The organism is Streptomyces rapamycinicus NRRL 5491 (assembly GCF_024298965.1).
Classification (GTDB): Bacteria; Actinomycetota; Actinomycetes; order Streptomycetales; family Streptomycetaceae; genus Streptomyces; species Streptomyces rapamycinicus.
In genome coordinates this window covers 3,078,553-3,098,525 of the sequence record NZ_CP085193.1, presented here as the reverse complement: position 1 = coordinate 3,098,525, position 19,973 = coordinate 3,078,553, and the positions used below count along the sequence as shown (strand labels likewise).

Annotated in this window: 10 protein-coding genes; all 10 read right to left on the bottom strand. The window is 69.9% G+C overall.

Annotation, left to right across the window (positions count from 1 at the left end; genetic code table 11):
• Positions 1-152: 152 nt before the first annotated feature.
• Positions 153-3,272 (bottom strand): alpha-N-acetylglucosaminidase, encoded by a 3,120-nt coding sequence (locus tag LIV37_RS12380; RefSeq protein ID WP_020867454.1) that lies wholly within the window; start codon positions 3,270-3,272, stop codon positions 153-155.
• A gap of 10 nt (positions 3,273-3,282) precedes the next feature.
• Entirely contained in the window at positions 3,283-4,182 is a 900-nt protein-coding gene (locus LIV37_RS12375; protein ID WP_020867453.1) for a hypothetical protein, read from the bottom strand.
• Positions 4,179-5,123, bottom strand: a complete 945-nt coding sequence (locus LIV37_RS12370; RefSeq protein ID WP_020867452.1) for a hypothetical protein — start codon at positions 5,121-5,123, stop codon at positions 4,179-4,181. Before LIV37_RS12370 ends, LIV37_RS12375 begins: the two co-directional genes overlap by 4 nt.
• Before the next feature lie 5 nt (positions 5,124-5,128).
• The gene (locus LIV37_RS12365; protein WP_020867451.1) at positions 5,129-6,562 is read right to left on the bottom strand and encodes an alpha-L-fucosidase; all 1,434 of its coding nucleotides are present in this window, start codon (positions 6,560-6,562) and stop codon (positions 5,129-5,131) included.
• An 11-nt stretch (positions 6,563-6,573) separates the two neighbouring features.
• Positions 6,574-8,730: a GDSL-type esterase/lipase family protein gene (locus tag LIV37_RS12360; protein WP_121825549.1), complete on the bottom strand. Its 2,157-nt coding sequence runs from the start codon at positions 8,728-8,730 to the stop codon at positions 6,574-6,576.
• 9 nt (positions 8,731-8,739) lie between these two features.
• Positions 8,740-9,498: an alpha-amylase family protein gene (locus LIV37_RS12355; RefSeq protein WP_243146349.1), complete on the bottom strand. Its 759-nt coding sequence runs from the start codon at positions 9,496-9,498 to the stop codon at positions 8,740-8,742.
• Positions 9,499-9,506: 8 nt separating this feature from the next.
• Positions 9,507-13,145: a beta-galactosidase gene (locus tag LIV37_RS12350; protein WP_243146350.1), complete on the bottom strand. Its 3,639-nt coding sequence runs from the start codon at positions 13,143-13,145 to the stop codon at positions 9,507-9,509.
• Complete coding sequence (locus LIV37_RS12345) at positions 13,142-15,010, bottom strand: DUF4091 domain-containing protein (RefSeq protein ID WP_020867447.1); 1,869 nt, start codon at positions 15,008-15,010, stop codon at positions 13,142-13,144. Before LIV37_RS12345 ends, LIV37_RS12350 begins: the two co-directional genes overlap by 4 nt.
• A 113-nt stretch (positions 15,011-15,123) precedes the next feature.
• Positions 15,124-18,138 (bottom strand): TIM-barrel domain-containing protein, encoded by a 3,015-nt coding sequence (locus tag LIV37_RS12340; protein ID WP_121825550.1) that lies wholly within the window; start codon positions 18,136-18,138, stop codon positions 15,124-15,126.
• Positions 18,139-18,556: 418 nt separating this feature from the next.
• Positions 18,557-19,345: a DeoR/GlpR family DNA-binding transcription regulator gene (locus LIV37_RS12335; RefSeq protein ID WP_121825551.1), complete on the bottom strand. Its 789-nt coding sequence runs from the start codon at positions 19,343-19,345 to the stop codon at positions 18,557-18,559.
• Positions 19,346-19,973: the final 628 nt, after the last annotated feature.

The window sequence follows — 19,973 nt, the reverse complement described above, 5'->3', positions numbered from 1 at the left end:
CACTGACTGTGCACCCCAGGGAAAGATCCGGCATTTGGTGCCCAGGGTCATCATCCTCGCCCACTGCGGAGCGCGCCACTACGATCGCACATTGTGACCGAACCGGCGGCCGGTGCCGTGGGATTGAGCAAGACCGCACGGACCCGGCCGGCTCAGGTGACGGAGAAGTCCTGGAAGGCGGCGATCCCGCGGGTGTCGGTCCAGCCGTTGGCGGCCGTCATGAACACTCCGATGTCCTGGGCGTCGGCGACGCCGCCCGGAGTGGCCGTGCCGACCGTGGTCCATGAGGCGCCGTCAGCGCTGCACTCGCCGGTATAGGCGTTGCCGGAGCGCGTCAGCCGCAGACGCACCGGAGCGGTGAAGGACCCGGACAGTTCGATCGAGTCGAATGTTCCGTTGCCGTCGGCGTCCCAGGACAGTGCGCATCCGTTGGACGGTGTCACCGCCAGATTGACGTACCCGGCCGAGCCGTCGCCGTTCGCGGAGAGGTCGTTACGGACCATCAGCCCGGCGCGGGCCCAGCCGCCGGTGTTGTCCTGCGAGGTGACCTGGACCGTGGCGGCCGAGGCGGAGCCGAAGGCGGCGACCCGGTGGATCGTGGCGAACTCATTGGTGCCACCCCACAGATCGGCGCCCCCGCCCTCGATGGCGAGTCCGTCTCCCGACTGGCCGAAGACGGCGTCGTTGAAGGAAGCCGTTCGGTAAGGCGCTTGTACCCCGGTGCCCGCCATCAGGCGGACCGCCGCCGAGGCCGAGCCCCGCGAGCCGCCGGTCCGGTAGGACGCGCCCACCGGCATCCGGGAGACCAGCGCGCCGGCGGCCGCGGTGAGGGTGACCCGGAAGCTCGCCGAGAATGTCTCGCCCGGGGCGATGGACGCCGCGGTGGTCGGGCCGGCCGGCTCGGCGGTCATCCCCTCCGGTGCGTCGGCCGAGAGGCTCACATCCGTCGCGGGGCCGAATCCATTGCGGTTGGTGAACGACACGGTGACCGTGACCGGGCGTCCTTCGGCCACCGCTGCCCGGTCGGCGGACGCGGTCAGCGCCACCTGGTGGGGATCCGCGGTCAGGGTGTCCCGCACCTTCCGGGCCAGCTTGTGGATGTCGCCCGACGTCCGCACCGGGTAGCTGTCGTGCCGGTGCGCCCAGTGGTCCTCCAGCGCGAACCAGTCGATCTCGGCGGGCTGCCGGTCGGCCGCGAGCGCCGTGGACAACTCGTCGAAGTATGTCTTCCAGCGCAGGTGGTAGAGGCCGCTGAGCAGTCCGGACCATTCCCGGTTGGCGTAGTCGTGCAGGCCCTCGTCGCTGCTCGCCCGGCCGCCCCAGGTGGTGATGATCGACCGTGCGTCGTACTCCAGCCGGTCCTTCTCCGCCTTGGTGGCGCCCCAGGAACGGGCGTCGGCCAGCCACCGTCCGAGCAGGTGCTGGCCGCTGGTGGCCAACACCTTGTCCATCAGCTTCATCCAGCTGAGCCAGGTGGTGGTGAGCCGGTCGAAGCGGCCGCGGTCCCCGGCCTCGTACGCCGCCTTGATCTGGGGCAGCAGCACCCGGCTGCGGTTGGACAGCACCTGACGGGCAACGTCGGCCAGGTCGTACGCGTAGGCCGAGCTGTGGCGCAGCCCCGGCGCCACCTGGAGCAGTTCGGTGAGCGCCGTGTCGAAGGCGGTGGTGTCGTAGCGGTCGGCCTCCGGGCCCCACGCGGCGGCCTTGTTGGCGTCCAGGCTCGGCCGGGCGCCGAACAGTCCGTCGGGCGCCTCGCTCCACGCGTCCGCGCGGGTCATGTTGTACGCGGTGTCACGGATCGCCTTCCAGGCGGCGACGGCGTGCGGGTCCTCGCCGCCGTACCGGGACACGGCGTACGAGGTGAACCAGTCATCGAGGCCGATGGTGCCGGGCGTCCAGGCCAGGTCGGTGAACAGGGCCATGGCGGCGGGGTTGTTGTCGGCGCCCTCCGGCATCATCGCGATCCCGGCGAGCGCGCTGCCCGACTTGTCCCGCCACTTCGGGTACTGCTCCACCCAGTCGGGAGCGTTGGCGCCGATCGGGGTGTGACCGCCGAAGTTCCAGATGGAGCCGAAGGCGTACGGGGTGCCGTCCCAGTCGCTCTCCCGGTCGGTGACGGTGGTGTAGCGGTCGGACAGGCCGTCGACGACGAGCATCGTGCTCTTGTCGACCGCGCCGAGGATCTCCGGGCTGGGGTTGGTCTGCCAGCCCAGGATCGCCCAGACCGCCCCGGGGTGTGCCTTCTGGAGAGCCGCCTCGACGGCCTTGGCCGCCTCTCCGACCGGCACGTCACCGGGGTTGCCGCCCTCGTGCAGCAGGTCCATCTTGTACATCGAGCTGTCGCCGTAGCGTTCCCGTTGGTGCCGGTAGAAGGCGGCGGCGACCTCGGCGAAGAGGTCCGTGCGCGGATCGAGCCAGTCGGGGCGCTTGAAGGCGCCCCAGGTGCCTTGGGAGACCAGCGACGCGCCGGGGTTCTTGGCCAGGAAGTCGTCCGGCACGGTGCCGTAGTAGCCCGGCAGCACGGGGGTCATGCCGAGTTCCCGCACCCGGGCGATGATCTTCTTGGCGAGGGCGGCCCGCTGGTCGATGAGGTGCTTGGACACCGGACCGCCGAACCCCGACATGTTCTGCAGCAGCCACCAGGGCTGGTGGGAAGGGGCGGGGATCCACTCTCGCAGCTCGGCGTCCGAGTAGCCGAAGCCCCGGAAGGTGTCGTAGTAGACGGCGTCGGCACCGATGTACACGAGCACCTCGTTGATGCCGTGCAGCGCGAGCACGTCGATCTCGCGCTCCCAGGCCTTCCAGCCCCGGTAGGCGCCGGTATAGCCCTCGTTGGTGTCGTTGTACGCGAACCGGTGGGCGACGTTCGCCGCTCCCGTGATCTCCGCGCCGGGCGCGGGCAGCAGCCGGGGCAGGTTCAGCTGCTCGCCATTCCAGGAGATGTCGGCCTTCGCGGCCTCGGCGAGGTACCGGTTGAACCCGGTGAGCAGTACGGCGGGGCTGGTGCCCTCCACCGTGATGCTCCCGGCCCGGCCGGTGACCTTGAACTGGTCGCCGCCGCCGGCCGCCATCGCGCGCAGCGTGACCTGCTGGTGGTGGGCGGGTACCAGCCGCCGCAGCGCGACGGCGGCTGGTGCCGTGTCGAACGGCCGGGCGCTCCCGTTCGTTGCGGTCGCCCGGGCGGCCTGCGGCTTCGCCAGCAGCAGCGCGCCGCTCACGGCGGCCGCTCCGGTCAGCATCTGTCTGCGGCTGACACCTTCGTTGTTGTCCATGAATGTCCTTTCAGGCGACCGTCATCGCGAAGATGTGCAGTGCGGGGACGCCCGACTGCAGGCCGTCGCTGACCTTCGGCAGCACGACGGCGCGCACTTCCTTGTCCTGTAGTTCGACGCCGAACACGTAGAGGCTGACCGGGGTGTCGTCCCGGCCGGTGGAGATGTGGCGGTACGGCACCACCACTGAGGCGGAGCTGTTCGCCCCGTACCAGTCCGGGACGGCGACGGAGAACGCCTGCCGCGTGCCGTCGGCGTAGACGACGGCTCCCTCGCCCTTGCCCTCGCCCCAGGTGCTGGTGCCGAGGAAGGCCAGCCGGGAGCCCGAGCCGGACAGCAGCACGGTCTGCCCGGAGGCGACGACGTTGTCCTTGTTCCCCGGCCGGGTGTCCGGCCAGGTGAAGGCTGTCCCGTGGTACGTCACCGCCGCCCCCGGCGTCAGCCCGACAGAGGCCAGCGCCTGCGCGGACAGGCTGGACCGCGATCCGTCGATGTCGGCGACCGTGAGGGCGTCGTCGGAGGCGATGCCCGCGTTGTCGAAGGCACCGGCGAGCGACCGGTTCGGCAGCCGCACCGACGAGGTGGCGCGGGCGCAGTCGGAGCCGTCGCGGTGGACGTCGAAGAGCGCGTGGGCGGTGAACGAGACGAGGCCCTCCGCGTCGTCGGCGAGCCGGGTCCGCCAGCCGCGGGTGGCCGTGGCACCGGGCGCCAGGCTGCCGAGACGGGACGGCCGCCCGGTGCCGTCCACGGCGAGGTAGAGCACCGTGTGACGCAGCGCGATCGGGGCGGTGTTGGTGACGGTGGCGGTCAGCGTCACCGCCGAGCCCGCTTCCGGACTCGTCGGCGACACGGTCAGTGAGATGGGCGGGGTGAGGAAGTCCTCGTCGGGCCGGTACGCGTGGCCGTTCACGGCGCCTCCACCGAGAAGTGATCGAAGACCGCCCGGACGGTGGTGCCCGGGTAGTTGGCATTGACGGCGCTGGCGATGACTCCGGCGTCTCCGGCGCCGCTCGCCGACGGCACGGTGGCGGTGCCGACCCGCTCCCACGCCAGTCCGTTGCCGGTGGCGTACGCGGTACAGGTGGTGCCCGAGCGCACCAGGCGCAGCCAGGCGGGGTGGTAGGAGCCGCCGCCTCCGGCCCAGGTGTCCAGGTGTCCGTCTCCGTCGCTGTCCGTCATGAATTCGAGGCCGTACCGGGCGGACATGGTCAGCACCGCGTAGCCGCCCTTGCCGGGTGCGGTCAGGTCGCCTGCGATCGCGATCCCCGATTTGGCGCTGGGGTTGTCGCTGCCGGTCAGGCCGGCCGTCCTGACCTGCACCACGCAGGACTCGGCGGCGGCGCCGGGGAGGTAGATGACCCCCTTCTCGTCGGTGCCGCCGGACAGGTCCCGGCCACCGGCCCAGATGACCAACTGGCCGGGGGCGTACTGGCCGAACGTGGCGTCGCCGGTGGTGGCGAAGGTGGTGTACGGCTCCCGCACCCCGTTGGGCTCGTAGGGGACGCTGACGGTCCTGGCGGAGCGGGCGCAGTCGGAGCTGTGGCCGTCGACGTCGAAGACGAGGTGCGCGGTGAACGATACGTCGCCCGCCACGTCGGCGGGCATCGCGGTCCGCCAGCTGCGGGTGACCTTCGCGCCGCGCCGCAGGTTGCCGAGGGGGAGGGTCCTGGCGGCCGTCGTCGCACCCGGGCCGATCAGGTGGAGAACGGCGTCGCGGAGCGGGAAGGGGCAGTCGTTGGTGAGGTGCGCGGTGGCCGTCACCGTGTCGCCGCCGGCCGGGTCCGCGGGCACCGTGGTCACCGTGAGGGTGGGTCCGAGGGTGTCGAACCGGGTTTCGTCGCGTCCGGTCATCGCGCTCATCCCCGGTCCCAGTCCACGGTGAAGGTACTCGCGATGTCGCTGGGGAGAGCGGAGGGGATCGTGACGTGGATCTTGCCGTCCTCGTGGGTCCACCGCAGCGGGCCCTGGTGGCCGAGCAGCCGGATCCTGGAAGTGGAGCTGATCGGGATGTCGGCGGGCACGGACAGGGTTCCGCTGGGGGCACCCAGCGCGATGATGTTGAACCTGCCGGGGGTGACCGTGTAGCGGATGCCGAGTGGGCTGCCCTCCTCCTCCGCCCGCACCCACGGCGTCGAGCCGTAGATCGCCGGGCCGTTGACGTCCAGCCAGGCGCCGATGTCGCGCAGCCGCTCCCGCATGATGGCGGGGATGGTGCCGTCGGGCTTGGGGCCGATGTTCAGTAGCAGGTTGCCGTTCTTGCTGACCACGTCGGCGAGCAGGTGGATCAGGAACTCGGAGGTCTTGTAGTCCTCGTCCAGCTCGTGCTTGTTGTAGCCCCAGGAGTAGCCCATGGTGATGCAGCACTCCCACTTCTGCGGGTCCATCGTGGGGTTGGTGCGCTGCTCGTACGTGGCGAAGTCGAAGTGGGTGTCGAACCGGTCGTTGATCACGACGCCCTTGGGCCGCGCCCGGTTCTTCGCCTTGTTGTAGTAGTGGGCCATGGGCTCTTCGCTGCGCCACGGCGGCTCCCCGGTGGGCCGGAACCACTGGCCGTCCGCCCACAGCAGCTCGGGGTCGTACCGGTCGATGACCTCGTAGAGCTGCTTCAGCTCGTAGTCGCCGACGTAGTCCTGGACCGGCTTGTAGCCGACCATCGGGATTTCCTCGTCGGTGTAGAAGTTCTTCATAGGCCGGCCGATGGCCGGGTTGAAGAACTCGCCCAGCGAGTAGTAGAGGCCCGGCCGTACGGTGCCGCGTTTGCGGGCGGCGGTCATCAGCTCACCGACCAGGTCGCGCTTGGGGCCGTACTTCACCGAGTGCCGGTCGGTGACCTCACTGGGGAAGAGGGCGAAGCCGTCGTGGTGCTTGCTGGTCAGCGCGAAGTACTGGGCGCCCGCCCGCTCGAAGAGCCTGATCCAGGAGTCCGGGTCGAAGTTCTCGGCCTTGAACCGCGGGATGAAGTCGTCGTAGACGAAGTCCTGGCCGTAGGTGTCCCGGTGGTACTTCCACTCGGCGGTGTCCTTGAAACTCTGGTACCACAGGTACCACTCGCCCGCGTTGTGCCGTCCGGTGCCCCCGGGCACCGAGTAGACGCCCCAATGGATGAAGATGCCGAACTTGGCGTCCTTGTACCAGCGCGGCACCGGGTGGGTGTCCAGCGACGCCTTGGTGGGCTCATAGTCGGGGCGCGCCCTGCCGCCGAGGGCGTGAGCGATCCCCGGCGGGCCGAGCAGCACGGCCCCGCCGAGAGCGGTCGCGGTGGTCAGGAGGTCTCTGCGGCTGACTGCCATGAAGGTGCCTCTCACTCGGTGACGGAGAAGGAGTCGAAGACAGCTGTGGTGGTCTGGCCGGGATAGTTGAGGTTGACGGCACTGGCGACCAGGCCGGCGTCGCCGCTGCCGCTCGCCGACGGCACGGTCGCGGTGCCGACCCGCTGCCAGACGGTGCCGTCGGCACTGGCGTACGCGGTGTACGTCGTGCCGTCGCGGACCAGCCGCAGCCAGGCGGGGTGGTAGGAGTCGCCGCCGCCGGCCCAGGTGTCCAGTCGGCCGTCGCCGTCGCTGTCGGTCATGAACTCCACGCCGTACCGCGCCGACATGGTCAGCACGGCGTAGCCGCCCTTCTCCGGCGCGGTCAGGTCGCCCGCGACGGCGATCCCGGCCTTGGCGGACGGCCCGCTGCCCGTCTGGCCGACCACCCGGGCGGTGACGCTGCCCGAGCGCGGCGCGGCGCCGGGGAGGTAGACGGCCGCCTTCTCGTCCTTCCAGCCGGACAGGTCCCGGCCGCCCGCCCAGATGGCGAACTGGCCACCGCTTCGACCGCTGTTCCGGGCGTACTGGGCGTCCTCGGCCGTGGCGGTCGTCAGGTACGGCGCCCGCACCCCGGACGGGACAGGCACGACGGTGGCGTCCACGCCGTCGGAGTCGTGCCGTGGCCGGCCGCCCTGGCGCCAGGAGGCGTTCACTTTGATCGGGTGGGTGCCCCATGCGGCGTCGGCCGCGGGGGTGACGGCCCAGGTGACGGCGGCGCGCTCGCCCGGGGCGAGGGTGCGGATCCGTGCGCTGCCCGCCGGCTCGGCGGACCAGCCGTGCGGCAGCTTCAGGCGGGTGCTGACACGGTTGACGGCCGTGGGGCCGGTGTTGGTGACGGTTGTTGTCATCTGCGTGGCCTGACCGGCCCGCAGGCTCGGCTGGTGAGGGGTCAGCCGGACGCGGGCCGAGGGGCAGTCGCGGGCCACGCCGAGGGCGGCCAGGTCGACCGCGTCGGCGAACGCTTTCATCCCGGTGTCGTTGGGGTGCAGATGGTCACCGGAGTCGAACGCGGCGGCGTACCGGGTGGGGTCGGCCGGATCCCGTACCGCCTTGTCGAAGTCGGCGTACCCGTCGAAGACGCCGCCGGAGTCGCGGATGAACGCGTTGACCCGGTGCCGGTCGGCCTCCTTGTCCTCGGTCCACCAGTCGCCCCATCCCCGGTACGGGACCACGGTCGCGCCGATCACCCGCAGCCCGCGGGCGTGGGCCCGCCGCGCGATCTGCCGCATACCGTCGATCACCTGGTCGCCGGTGGCGCCACCCCAGCTGAGGTCGTTCACGCCCTCGAACAGGATCACCGTCCGGGCGTTCGGCTGGGACAGCACGTCGCGCTCCAGCCGGTCCAGCGCCGACGGGTTGCCGTCGGTCCCGGCGGTGATCCGGTTGCCGCTGATGCCCTCGTTGAGCACCCCGGCGGTGGACGAGCAGGCCGAAAGCCGGGCGGCCAGGTAGTCGGGCCAGCGCCGGTTCGCGTTCGCCGTGGACGACGCCCCGTCGGTGATGGAGTCGCCGAGCGCCACCACGGCGCCCTTCGCATCGCCGCCCCGAACGTCCACCCCGGTCAGGAACGGGAAGGTGGAGTCGGTCGTGGTGAAGGCGCCCCCGTCAGAGTCCCCGGCGTGGTCACCGCCGCCGTCCGGGGTCCAGTAGACGGTCTGCAGCCCCATCCAGTGCTGGCTGATGTGAGTGAGCCGACCCGGGAAGTACAGGCTGACCACCAGGTCGGTACGGTCGGGCACCGCGAGCCGGACCGGGTCACTGACCGCGTGCCCGCCCGCCGCGATCGCCACCTCCCGCTTCCCGCCGAACCGCAGGTCGTACGGGTGCGCCACGGCGGAACCGCTGTCGCGCCGCCCCACGGTGGCGTGACCGATCGTCACCGGCTGGTCGGTGAATCCGTTGGCCAGCCGGATCCGTACGCTCGACCCGCCGGCGCTGACGCGCACCGGTATGCGTACGGTGACCTCCGAGGTGCCGGGGTCGTACGAGGCGTGCTGCGCGGTGGCCCACGTACCCGTCCAGGCCAGCTGCCCGGCCTCGGCCGGCGCCGCCATGAGCGGCGCCGCCAGGGTGGCCGCCAAGCCCGCGGCCAAGGCGGCGAATCCGCGGTGTCCGAGCCTTCTGAACACACCAGGCACGCCAAGCACGGGTCCTCCTCAGGAAGCATGGTGGAGTGCCTTGAGCGCCTTGGCGGCGCCGTTGGCCTTGAGGTTCACGAACGCCGGGGTGATCCCGAGAGGTGCCGCGCAGTCCTTGAGTGTCACGGGGCCGTGGATCACCGTGCCGCGGCCCACGTCCCGCCACACTCCGGACGGCAGGAAGATGTCCCGGGTGGCGCCCTCGTCGAGCTTGGGCGCGGCCAGCACCGCCGGACCGAGCATCCACTCGTCGGAGACCGTGTAGGACCGCTCGTCCTCCGGGAAGTCGAAGAACAGCGGCCGCATGATCGGATCGCCGGTCTTGACGGTGTTCCGCACCTGGTCCCAGATGTACGGGGCCAGCCGGTCGTGCGTGGCGATGGCCGCGGGGTAGAGCCCGACCGTCTCCCGGTCGTAGCCGACCCACTCGCCGCTCGTCGCGTCCCGTACGCCGGTGGGCGAGGTCGACGCGTACATCAGCGGCATCAGAGAAGCCGCCTGCGCCCAGCGGACCAGGACCGCCTTTCGGTGGAGGCGGCGGGCCGCGGCGAGGTGCCAGTCAGCGCCGATCCGGAACCGGAACGCCACCGCCGCCGTGGCCAGGACGGTCCGGCCCGCCCGTACCGTGGTGAGGGTCAACCGGTCCGTCGCCATGCGCAGTTCGTAGCCCGGCGTCGCGAGGGTGATCGGCCCGGTCGCGGCGGCTGCCGGGGCCGCGCCGAGCAGCGGGGCGGCCAGGGCCAGCGCCGCCGAGCAGCGGCGGAGGGTTCGGCTCACGCCGGACATCAGGCACCGCCGCCGCAGGTCAGCTTGGCGTCCGCCCAGTCGGCGTGGTCGGTGGAGACATCGCCGCCCCCGTCGACCAGCAGGTCCAGCCAGCGGGCACCGGTCACGTCCACGTCGATCGCGGCGCCGCCGCCGGAGCCGTACAGCACCGGACCGGTGAAGAGGGAGCGGCCGTCGGCGATCACCTGGAAGGAGACGCTGCCGTTGTCACCGACCTCGTCGTCCACCCCGGCGGTGGCGGTGAACCGGGTGCAGCCGCCGCCGAGGTAGACCCGGATCCGGCTGTTCGCATGTACGCCGAGGCCCTTGGCGTACGTGGTGCCGCCGATCGCCAGCGGCCGCCCGTCGCCCGCCGCGGACTCGCCGTTGGAGGCGTCCTTCTCGACCGGGCCCCAGCCGTTGACCGACTTGACCAGCGTCAGGTCGCTCACGTAGGCGTCGGCGGACAGCCCCGGCGGCGGCACCTGCACCGCCCGTCGGCCGGTGACGGTGCCTGGACGGCCGGTCTGCGTCAGCTCCGCGGTCGCGGACAGGACGGCGTAGTGAACCGGGTCGCCGGGCGGGGTGACGGTATAGGCCGCGGTCACCGTGTCGCCGGGCCGGACCCGGTCGAAGCGGGTGGTGTCGTCGGTGGTCGCGGTCCAGCCGTCCGGCACGGTCAGCGCCAGCTTGACGTTCCGGGCGGTCGGCGCGCCCTTCGGCAGGGTGAGCGTGACGGGGACCTCGGTGGCCGTGCCGGGCTTAAGGAACGGCTCGGCGCCGACGGTGACCCGGGCGCCCGACGCCGGCATGGCGTAGGTCCTGGCGTCGTACGAGGGCGCGTCCACCGTACGGACCTTGATCCCGCCCGCCGACGAGCCGAGGTCGACGAGGGTTGCGGAGCCGGGGCCAGAAGCCTTCTCGGTGGACCAGACGGCCAGGGCGATGGTGTTGCCGCCCTGCTCGTGCAGGATGCCCTTGGGGATGACGAAGCGCGTCTGGGGCCCGGTGTCGGCCAGGTAGCGGCCGATCAGCCAGCCGTTGACGAAGATCTGCGCGCGATAGTGGGTGTTTCCGCCCTTGGGTTCGGCGAGATCCAACGCGATCGCGTTGTCCTGGCCCCGCGGCAGGTCGAGCCCGACGGTGGTGCGGTACCACCGCACGCCGGGCCCGGTCCTCCCGGTCTGCCGGGACAGAGTGGTGCGATTCCAGCCGCTGTCGGGGTAACCCGGCAGCGACCAACCGGCCCGCTCCCCGTACAGCCCGCCGTTGTTGTACTGGCCCCGTGCGGTGTCGACCGGGTTCTCGCCGCCCCGGCCGCCCTGGATCTTCCAGGTGAGGGTGGTGGCCCCGCCGATCACCTCGGCGCCGAGCAGGCCGCGCGGTTCCTTGGAGTAGTCATGGCCCCATTCCTCGTTGTGGCCCGCGTTCTCGACGAGCACGGAGAGGACGTTGTCGCCTTCCGCCTCGAGCGTCCCCGTCGGGATGTCGAAGGTGTGCGCGCCGTCGCCGGAGCTGCCGAGGTAGCCGCCGTTGAGCCACACCGCGTACTGGCCGGTCGGTCCGGTGTTGGCGTTCAGCGCGATCGCGGTCGCCTTCCCCGTGGTCGTGAACCGGCCGCGGTACCAGACATCGCCGTGGTGGTAGCCGTACTCGTCCATCGCGAGGACGGGCAGCGATCCGTCCAGTTCGGCGTTGTTGGCGCTGAGCCTGGCGGCGGTGGTCCAGGCGGAGTCGTCGAAGCCCGGGGCGGACTCCGGCGCTTCCTCCCTGTACTTCCACGTCGTCAGCTCGGGCAGCTCGATGGGACGAGGCGCCGATGTGACGGCGTTCTCGCGGCCGTTCCACGTCACTTTGGTGGCGTCCGCGATGACCTCGATCTTCGCGGTGTCGGTGGAGTCGCCGGTCAGCTTCAGCGTTCCGTCGTCCAGTTCGGCAGTACGGACGAGCGACGGGCCACGCACGAGGACCGGGCCCGCGGCGGTGTCCTGCCGCCACCAGCGGGCGGTCTCCGCGGTGTCGGCGATCAGCAGTTCCAGGCCGTTCACCAGCACTCGGGCCAGCCCGTCGTGGGTGTAGTCCAGCCGCAGATCGCCACGTTCGGCGTCCCAGGCGGTGGTGACATCGCCGTCGAGCACGGTGACCTTCGGCCGCTTCGCGTACCGCAGGACGGTCTCACCGGCCTCGCCCTCGCGTCCGTACAGCAGCGCCACGTCACGGTCGCCGACGCGTGCGTGCGTCATGATCTCCGAGGTGGAGTAGACGAGCCGCTGATCGCCCAGGTCGTAGCCCGCGACGAGGAGTTTGGCGTCCCGGCCGTCGACCGTGATCGTGCCCTGCTGCGGCACGCGCGGATAGTCGCCGTCCGCGCCGGTCAGGGACAGAGTGGTCTCATCCTTGTCCTTCACCCGGGTGTCGGCGTGCCGGATGGTGAAGAACTGGGTGCCGTCGTCGGGGTTGACCCGCCGGTCGACGCGGAGTGCCTCATCGGAAGGAGTGGGCGCCTCGGCCCTGTCGGTCCGCGCCAGCGAGCGGACCGAGTTGACCAAGTACCCGAGGCGCTTGAACTCCTGGTACTTGTCGGTCAGCTGACGGGACTCGTTGATCGGAGCCCCGTAGTCGTACGACGTGTACACCGCGTTCGGATCGGCGAGCCAGCCCCAGTTGGTGCCGCCGTATGTCATGTAGAAGGACTGGCCACTCACCCCCGCGGCGATGTTCATCTTGCTGAAGACCCGGGTGAAGTCGGTGCCGGTGAGCTGCGCGCAATCCTTGTATCCGGTGCCGCCCATGGGGTCGAAGGCGCCGCCCTGTGCCTCCGGGATGATCAGCGGGGACTCGGGCTTCCACTCGCCCGCGTACGAATAGTCCGGCAGGTTCTTCCAGATGTCGGGTTTCGAGCAGTCGAAGCCCTGCGGGTAGGCGTCGAAGCCGTAGATGTCGGGGGCGCCCTTGCCGCTCACCCAGTTCTTGTTGGCACCCCCGTCGTTGAGATAGGTGGGCACGTCGATGCCGTCGCTCTTCGCCCAGTCGATGAGGGTCTGCATGTAGTCGGCGTCCGCGCGGCCGCCCTGGTACTCGTTCTCGACCTGGTAGAGGATCACCGTGCCGGTGCCTCGGGTGAGCTGGTGGCGGGCGATGATGTGGTTGATCCGGCTCATCCACTCGCGCGCGTCGTCGAGGTAGTCGGTCTCGGAGGTGCGGTTCACGCCCTTTCGCGTCTTCCGCCAGGCCGGGAAGCCGCCGCCGGAGATCTCGGCGTTGATGTACGGGCCGGGGCGGGCGATCACATACAGACCCGCGCGCTCGGCCTCGGCCAGCAGCCGTTCCACATCACGGATGCCGGTGAAGTCGTACGAGCCCGGCTTGGCCGAGTGGTAACCCCAGTCGAAGTACAGCGAGACCGCGTTGAATCCGCCGGCCTTGATCTTCTGGAGTACGTCACGCCATGCGTCGGGGCTGGGCAGCCGGAAGTAGTGGAACTCGGCGCCCCAGATGTACAGGGGCTCGCCGTCGACCTTCACGGAGTACTGGTCGTAGGTGACCGTGTGCTCCTGCGTCCGCGGCTTCGCCTGAGCCGGTGTCGCGGCGGCCGGACCGGTCAGGGGAAGCACGGCCAGCAGCGCGGCGAGCAACAGGGAGCGCCATCGCCCTCTCATGACGTCAGCCCCTTCACCACGGCCGCCCGCGCGGTCTCGATGTCGGTGACGTCCTTCGTGCGGCCGTCGAGATTCCGGGTCGCCGTGGCGAGGGCCTCGGACAGGGCGTCGCTGTCGGCGACGCCGCCCTCCTTCTTCCTCAGCTCGGCGATCAGCTCGTAGTCCTCGATGCCCTCCTTCAACTGCTCCCAGCGGATGCTGGACATCGGCCCGTCCTTGCCGGGGTAGACCAGGTATTCGTCGCCCTGGGTGAAGATGTGCACCGGCTGATCGAAGGGATCGCGGGTCCAGCTGTTGTACGACCAGCGCAGAAACCCATCGAGATTCCGCTGGGCGGAGATCCACGGCAGCATGCGTGACTCGACGGCGGGAGAGTACGACAGGGTGTTCGGATGAGCCGGTGAGCCGTACACGTAGAAGGTGGTGATCTTTCCGGCCGCGCGCCGTTCCGCCACCTTCTCCTTCGTCATCGCGTCGATGCCGCCCCAGTCGACGGACAGGTTCGACGCGACGCCCTCCGTGCTGATCGACCCGGCGACGGAGATACGGTCGTCGAAGGCCGGCGCGATCTCGTGGACGAAGTCCTTGACGACCGTCATGGTGCTGATCGGGCGCTCGTCGAAGGACAGCCAGGTGTCCTCCAGCCAGCCCTTCGCCTTCAGATGCTTCTCGAAGGCGGGCAGAAAAGCCCCCCACGCCTCCCGCCAGCGGTCCCCGCCCAGATCGACGTTCTCGTAGACGGTCCTGCCGGTACGGCTGTCCGTGTAGGTGAGGTGCTCCTTGTCCTGGAACGCCAGCATGGAGAAGGCGCCGATGTCGGGCCCGAGCCCGGCGCGTCTGGCGGTCCGGACGTACTTGTCCCAGCGGGCGAAGTCGAAGGAGAACGTTTTCCCGTCCCAGGTCCAGCCGACCATGCTGGAGTACGGCGTGGCCGTCTGCGACTCCCGGGTGCCCAGCGACCACTGGTGGTGCCAGGGGTTGTCGACGATGGTGGTATTGACGACCTTCTGACCGCGGGAAGCCAGGTCGCGGCTGTAGGCCCCGATCAGCTTCCAGTGCTTGTCGGACCAGAGCTTCACGCCGTGTGCCTGGGCGATGGTCTCCGGCTGCGCCCATACGTCGAGAAAGAAGCCGTAGTCATCGGGGTCGGGCGCGCTCGTGGCCGCGACCTCGATGGTCAGCGGGTAACGGGCCTGGGTGCGGCCGTCGGCATCGACCTTCACCGTGCCCCGGTAGGTGCCGGGCCTGGCCCTCTCGGGGATGTGGAAGGTGAACCACAGCGGCTGCGCCGCGTACGCGGGCACGTCCACGGAGGACCGCTCCTCGAGGGGGTCGCCGACCACATCGGGGTTACGGTCGCCGGAGACCTCCTTGCCGGAGCTGACCTGGTCGATGGTGGCGGACCAGTCGACCTCGCTCTTGGAACGCTGCACGGGTACGTACTTCACGAACCGGACCTGGGTGTCGTCTCCGGACAGCTTCGCCCCGCCGGGTCCGGTGAGATCGCCGGCCACGGCCTTGACGTTGTCGAGATCCTGGCCGGACGCGATCGCCAACTGCGCCGAGACCTGCTCGTTGCGCACGGCGGTAAGGGCCAGCTCCTTGGTGTCCTTGCCCCGGATGGCGGTCATCGGGTAGCGCGGGACCCGCTCCTCCGCGGAGTCGGCGAAGGACCCGGTGGGCACCCAGGTGATGGTGTCCCCGGTACCCATGGCGTCGGCGACCTTGGCGGTCAGCCATGTCGTGGTGGCCTTGGAACCGGTGTCGGTGACGGTGTTCGTACCGGTGACGGCGATCGCGGTGGTGCTCGCGGCCACCACGACACCCGCGACGAAGCCGGCGACAGCTGCGGACGTACGTGCCATGGGTCTGTGTTCCTTCCCTCACGGACGTGCACGGGCGTGGCTCCCCGGCAGGCCCCTGGGGAGGAGGGGGCGGCGCCTGCCGGGAACGGGCGGTGCACTTGCTCCCTGTGGCGTCAGGAGGCGACGGAGAATCCGCTGAAGACGGCCTCGATGTTCTCGCCGGGGTAGCTGACGTTGGCCGCGCTGGCGACCATCCCGGCGTCACCGGTGCCGACGGCCGACGGCACCTCGGCGGTGCCGACCCGCGACCAGGTCTCGCCGTCCTTACTGGCATACGCGGTGTAGGCGGTGCCGTCCCGGGTCAGCTTCAGATACGCCGGGTGGTAGGTGGAGCCACCGCCCGCCCAGGTGTCGAGCGCACCGTCCCCATCGCTGTCGGTCATGAACTCCAGCCCGTACTGCTCGGTCATGACCAGCACCGCGTAACCGCCCTTGCCGGGCGCGGTCAGATCGTTGGCGAGGGCGATCCCCGCCTTGCCGAAGGGCGAGGCGCTGTCCTGGGAGACCAGCTGAGCCTGCACCGTGGCCTTCTCACCGGCCGCGTCGTCGAGGTAAATGACGCCCTTCTCGTCCTTCCACCCGGACAGGTCCTGACCGCCGGCCCATATGGCGAACTGGTCACCGCCCTGGGCGTATCGGGCGTCATCGGTGGTGGCGGTCGTCAGATACGGGGCCGCCACACTGCCCGGGGCCGCCTTGACCTCCGCCCGCACGGTGTCGGAGACCTTCTGGCCACGGTCGTACGTCACCCTCCCGGTGAGATCGTGACCGCCCCATTGCGCGTCGGCGGCCGGGGTCACCGTCCAGGTGGTGGTGAGTGTTCCGCCGGCCTTGAGGGACTTAGCGGTGGTGGGGCCGGCCGTCGTGGCGGTCCAGCCGTCGGGGAGGTCCAGCGCCGCTTGGACGTTTCTGATGGCCCGGGTGGACCAGTTGGTCGCCTCGGTGGTCACCTCGAAGGGGGTGCCGGAGCCGGTGGACGGGGCGTCAGGGCTGATCAGGACGGAGGCGGCCGGGCCGTCGTGGCGCTTCAGGGCCTTGATGGCCTTGGCGGCGCCCCTGGCCTTGAGGTTGACGAATGCCGGGGTGACGCCGAGCGGCGCCGCGTACCCCTTGAGGTTCTTGGGGCCGTGGATCACCGTGCCGTGGTTGACGTCGTACCAGGTGCCGGGTGGCAGATGGACGGTGCGGGTGGCGCCGGTGCTCAGCTTGGGTGCGGCGAGTACGGCCGGGCCGAGCATCCATTCGTCGGTGACGGTGTAGCTCTCCTTGTCCTTCGGGAAGTCGAAGAACAGGGGCCGCATGATCGGGTCGCCGGTCTTCAGAGTGGACTGGACCTGGTCCCAGATGTAGGGGGCGAGCTTCTTGTGCGTCTCGATCGCCTGCCGGTAGAGATCGACCGTCTCCTGGTCGTAGTCCACCTTCTGCCCGGTGGTGGTGTCATTGGTGTCCACCGGTGACGTCGAGGCGTACATCAGCGGCATCAGCGAGGCGGACTGCGCCCATCGCACCAGTACGTCCTTGGACGGCGCGGGCTGGCCGCCGGAGCCGCCGATCATGTCGGATTCGACGAACGGGTAACCGATGGTGGAGATCGCCAGGTTCTGAGTGGCGGAGGCGCGCAGGGAGTCCCAGCCGGTGCCCTTGTCGACCTGGCGGGTGACGAAGCCGGCCTTGTGGGCCGTTTCGTTCCAGTGCACCCGGATGCCCGCGCCCTGGAGGTCGTACTCGTCGGCGAGCTGTGTGCCGAGCTTCTGGTAGTCGGTGGCCCGGTGGCCTTCGCGTGGCGCGCACTTCTCGTCGAAGAAGCGGGTGTCGAACTTCAGCCCGTCGATGTCGTAGTCGCTCATGAGCTTCTTGAGGTTGCCCTCGTACCAGGCCCTGGCGTCGGGGTTCGCCAGGTCGATGATTCCGGCCTGGCCGTTCCACCAGGTCACTTCGCAGGGCTTGCTGGTGTCCTTGGCGTCCATGAGGAGATAGCCGTTGTCGAGCGCGTGCTGGTAGTTGCCCGAGTCGAGGTTGATCCACAGGGTGACCCAGAGGCCGAAGTCGAACCCCATGTCGTGGATCTTCTTGGACATGCCCTTGGGATCGGGAAAGGTCTTGGAGTCCCAGGTCAGATTGCCGTAGTTCGACTCCCACTTGTCGTCGAGCTGGATGGTGTGCCCGTCAAGACCGTTGTCGTGGAGGTCGGTGGCATAGTCGAGCAGTTTCTCCTGGTCGACCTTTGTGTAGAACTGTGCCCAGGAATTCCACAGCGGCTTGGCGTACTGCTCGTATGTGGCATCGCTCTTGGCCGGTTTCCCGACGATGCCGATGTAGTCGCGGTAGACCTCGAGCGGGGTCGACTCGACGAACACGGTGGCCTTGTAGGTGTCGGGCGACTCGACGGTGAAGGCGCCGAGGCCGTCCTTGCCCTCGTTGAGTGCCACGTCCATGACGTCCCCGGTGTCGACCCGGAGACCGGTCGCGGTGGAGGTGTACCAGAACGGGTCAATCATGTTGTAGGAGGCCGGGCCGAAGGTGCCGTGTTCGACCTCTCCCGTGTCGAGCGGCCAGGGTTGGTCGACACCCGGGCCGCCCTGCGGGGTCTCCGCCTCGCCGTGGCCGTACCAGTGGCCCGCCGATGACAGGTCATATGCGAGGCCGAGTCGGTCGGGGCTGCCGCCCTCGACATCCCAGTCCAGCTGGTAACGGTCGGAGGTGGGCGTCAGCCGCGCCGTGACGGTAGCACTGTCGAGCGTGGTGTCCGCGGTGAGGGTGAGGACGCCGTCCTTCCACGCCCAGTGGGTGACCTCGGTCGCGTGCTGCCATTGGCCGCCGGAGCGGAATCGCAGGCCTCCCGTGTCGCCGCCCGCGGTGCTGAGCACGGTTTTACCGGCGCGCTCGGTGCTGACGGCGAGTTCGTCGGTGGCGATGTCGACGGTGTAGCCGGGGGCCTTTCCGGTGGCCGGCACGGACACGGTGAGGGCATCCGCGCTGCGGGCCACCTTCGGCTGAGCGACGGTGTCCGCCCAGGCCGGTGTGATGAGGGGGTCGGTCACGGACGGTATGAGCGTCAAGGCCAGCGCGGCGGCCAGGAACATGCCGAATCTGGCGGTTTCGCGCGATCTACGGGGGTGGGTGCGCACTCACGTCCTCCTGCGGGGCGGCATGGTGTCGTTGAGCAGCACTGCAAGATCATGCTTATTTGCGTTCATATTCTTGCGATAAACGTCAACTGTCAACACTCATCGCCGTGATTTCTTGACCCCAACTATCGGGCCCGACGTCCCTGGTGACGGTGGATTTCCCTGGTTGGCGCCCTGGCTCCGGAGGCCGCGAGCCAGGGGAAGACACCGGTAAATTCTGGGTGAACCATGCCCGATTCATGCGGTTCTGCTTCCTGAGCGCGGGTCAGGCGCGAAGGCGCCCGCCGCCTCGCGCATCTTCGGGGTCGTCCCCTGGACCATCCCGTGCGCATGATGGATGTGAATGCTTGATTCTGGCAGTTTCGATCAGAATCAAGCACTCCAGCGCATGGCTGTTGTTCTGCAACAAGGGCGACGCTCAGGCCCGGACGATCTCCACGCCCGCAGCCGCGAACGGGTCGGTCAGCGCGGGGCCCGCCGCCTTGTCGGTCACCAGCACATGGACGTCCTCCACCGGGCAGATCCGGGCGAAGGCCCGCCGGCCCAGCTTGGAGGAGTCCGCGACGACGACCACCTGTTCGGCGCGCAGTGCCAGCGCCCGGTTGATGTCGGCCTCGCCCTCGTCCTGGGCCGTCGCACCGTATCTGACGTCGATCGCGTCGACGCCGATGAAGACGTGGTCGAGGGTGATCCGCGTGAGCACCTCGGTGGCGAGCGGCCCGGTGAGCTCGTACGAGGCAGGGCGGGCCACGCCGCCGGTGACGACGAGTTTCACATGGCGGCGTACAACCAGTTCGTTGGCGATGTTCAGCGCGTTGGTGACCACCGTCAGCGAGGGCCCGGCGCCCTCTGTGCCCAGCTCCGGCCGGGCGGTCAGCGCACGGGCGACCGCGGTGGTCGTGGTGCCGCCGTTCAGACCCACCACGGCGCCCGCCTTCACCAGGCCCGCCGCGGCGTCGGCGATCCGCTCCTTCTCCGGAGCGTTGCGCGCGGCTTTGTAGCGGAGCGGCAGATCGTACGCGATCGCGTTGATCACGGCGCCGCCATGGGTACGGGTGACCATCTGCTGACGCGCCAGCTCGTCCAGATCACGCCGGATCGTGGCGGCGGAGACCTGCATCGCGTCAGCGGCGGCCTCGACCTCGATCCGTCCGTCGCGCGTCAGTATCTCCAGCAACGCGCTCCATCTGGCCTGCGGTGCCCCCATGTGTCATCCCTTGTTCCGTGGTGTGCGGGCCCAAGACTTTAGCTCGCCGGAACAAGCGTTTTCGTCCACGATCATTTCAGCCGTGAGGAAAGGCCACCGCCACTCCATGCCCCTGATCCCCACCGCCGAACTCGTCTGCGCGGCCCGCGCTCATGGCCGTGGCGGAGGCTGCCCGGGTCCCGGTCGGCGTCGCACCGGCTTCCCTGGCAGGTGAGCGCCAGTGCCGGTTTTCGCCGGGCCGTCGCCCGCCTCCGGGACCGGCTCGCCGACGAGCTGCCGGTCCGTGTCTCCTTCGCATTGACCTTCGCCGCCGCCGAGCATCTGCCGGCCGAACGCGGCCCCGGCGGCTGGAGCACGTCTTCACCGACCAGCTGCTGGCAGCGGTGGACCGCTGCTTGTTCACCCACAAGGCCACCCGCCGCGCCGGAGGCGGCGAAGGCGGCATCATAGCCGTCACCCAGCCCCCGTCTCCCGACCCCACCGCCCCGCTCCAGGATCACCGCACCCTGGTGCCGCTGCCCGTCGGTGCCGAGACGCCGCACGTTCTCGCCCGGCCCGTCAGTGCCAGGGGGGCGCGGCATGCTGCTACTGCCCTGCGGCGGACCGATCGGCCTGCGCGGCTGGCGAC

Excerpts from the sequence above, each read along its gene's own strand:
- LIV37_RS12350 (WP_243146350.1), bottom strand. The coding sequence starts at position 13,145 with ATGAGAGGGCGATGGCGCTCCCTGTTGCTCGCCGCGCTGCTGGCCGTG.
- LIV37_RS12365 (WP_020867451.1), bottom strand. The coding sequence starts at position 6,562 with ATGGCAGTCAGCCGCAGAGACCTCCTGACCACCGCGACCGCTCTCGGC.
- LIV37_RS12380 (WP_020867454.1), bottom strand. The coding sequence starts at position 3,272 with ATGGACAACAACGAAGGTGTCAGCCGCAGACAGATGCTGACCGGAGCG.
- LIV37_RS12335 (WP_121825551.1), bottom strand. The coding sequence starts at position 19,345 with ATGGGGGCACCGCAGGCCAGATGGAGCGCGTTGCTGGAGATACTGACG.
- LIV37_RS12370 (WP_020867452.1), bottom strand. The coding sequence starts at position 5,123 with ATGACCGGACGCGACGAAACCCGGTTCGACACCCTCGGACCCACCCTC.
- LIV37_RS12345 (WP_020867447.1), bottom strand. The coding sequence starts at position 15,010 with ATGGCACGTACGTCCGCAGCTGTCGCCGGCTTCGTCGCGGGTGTCGTG.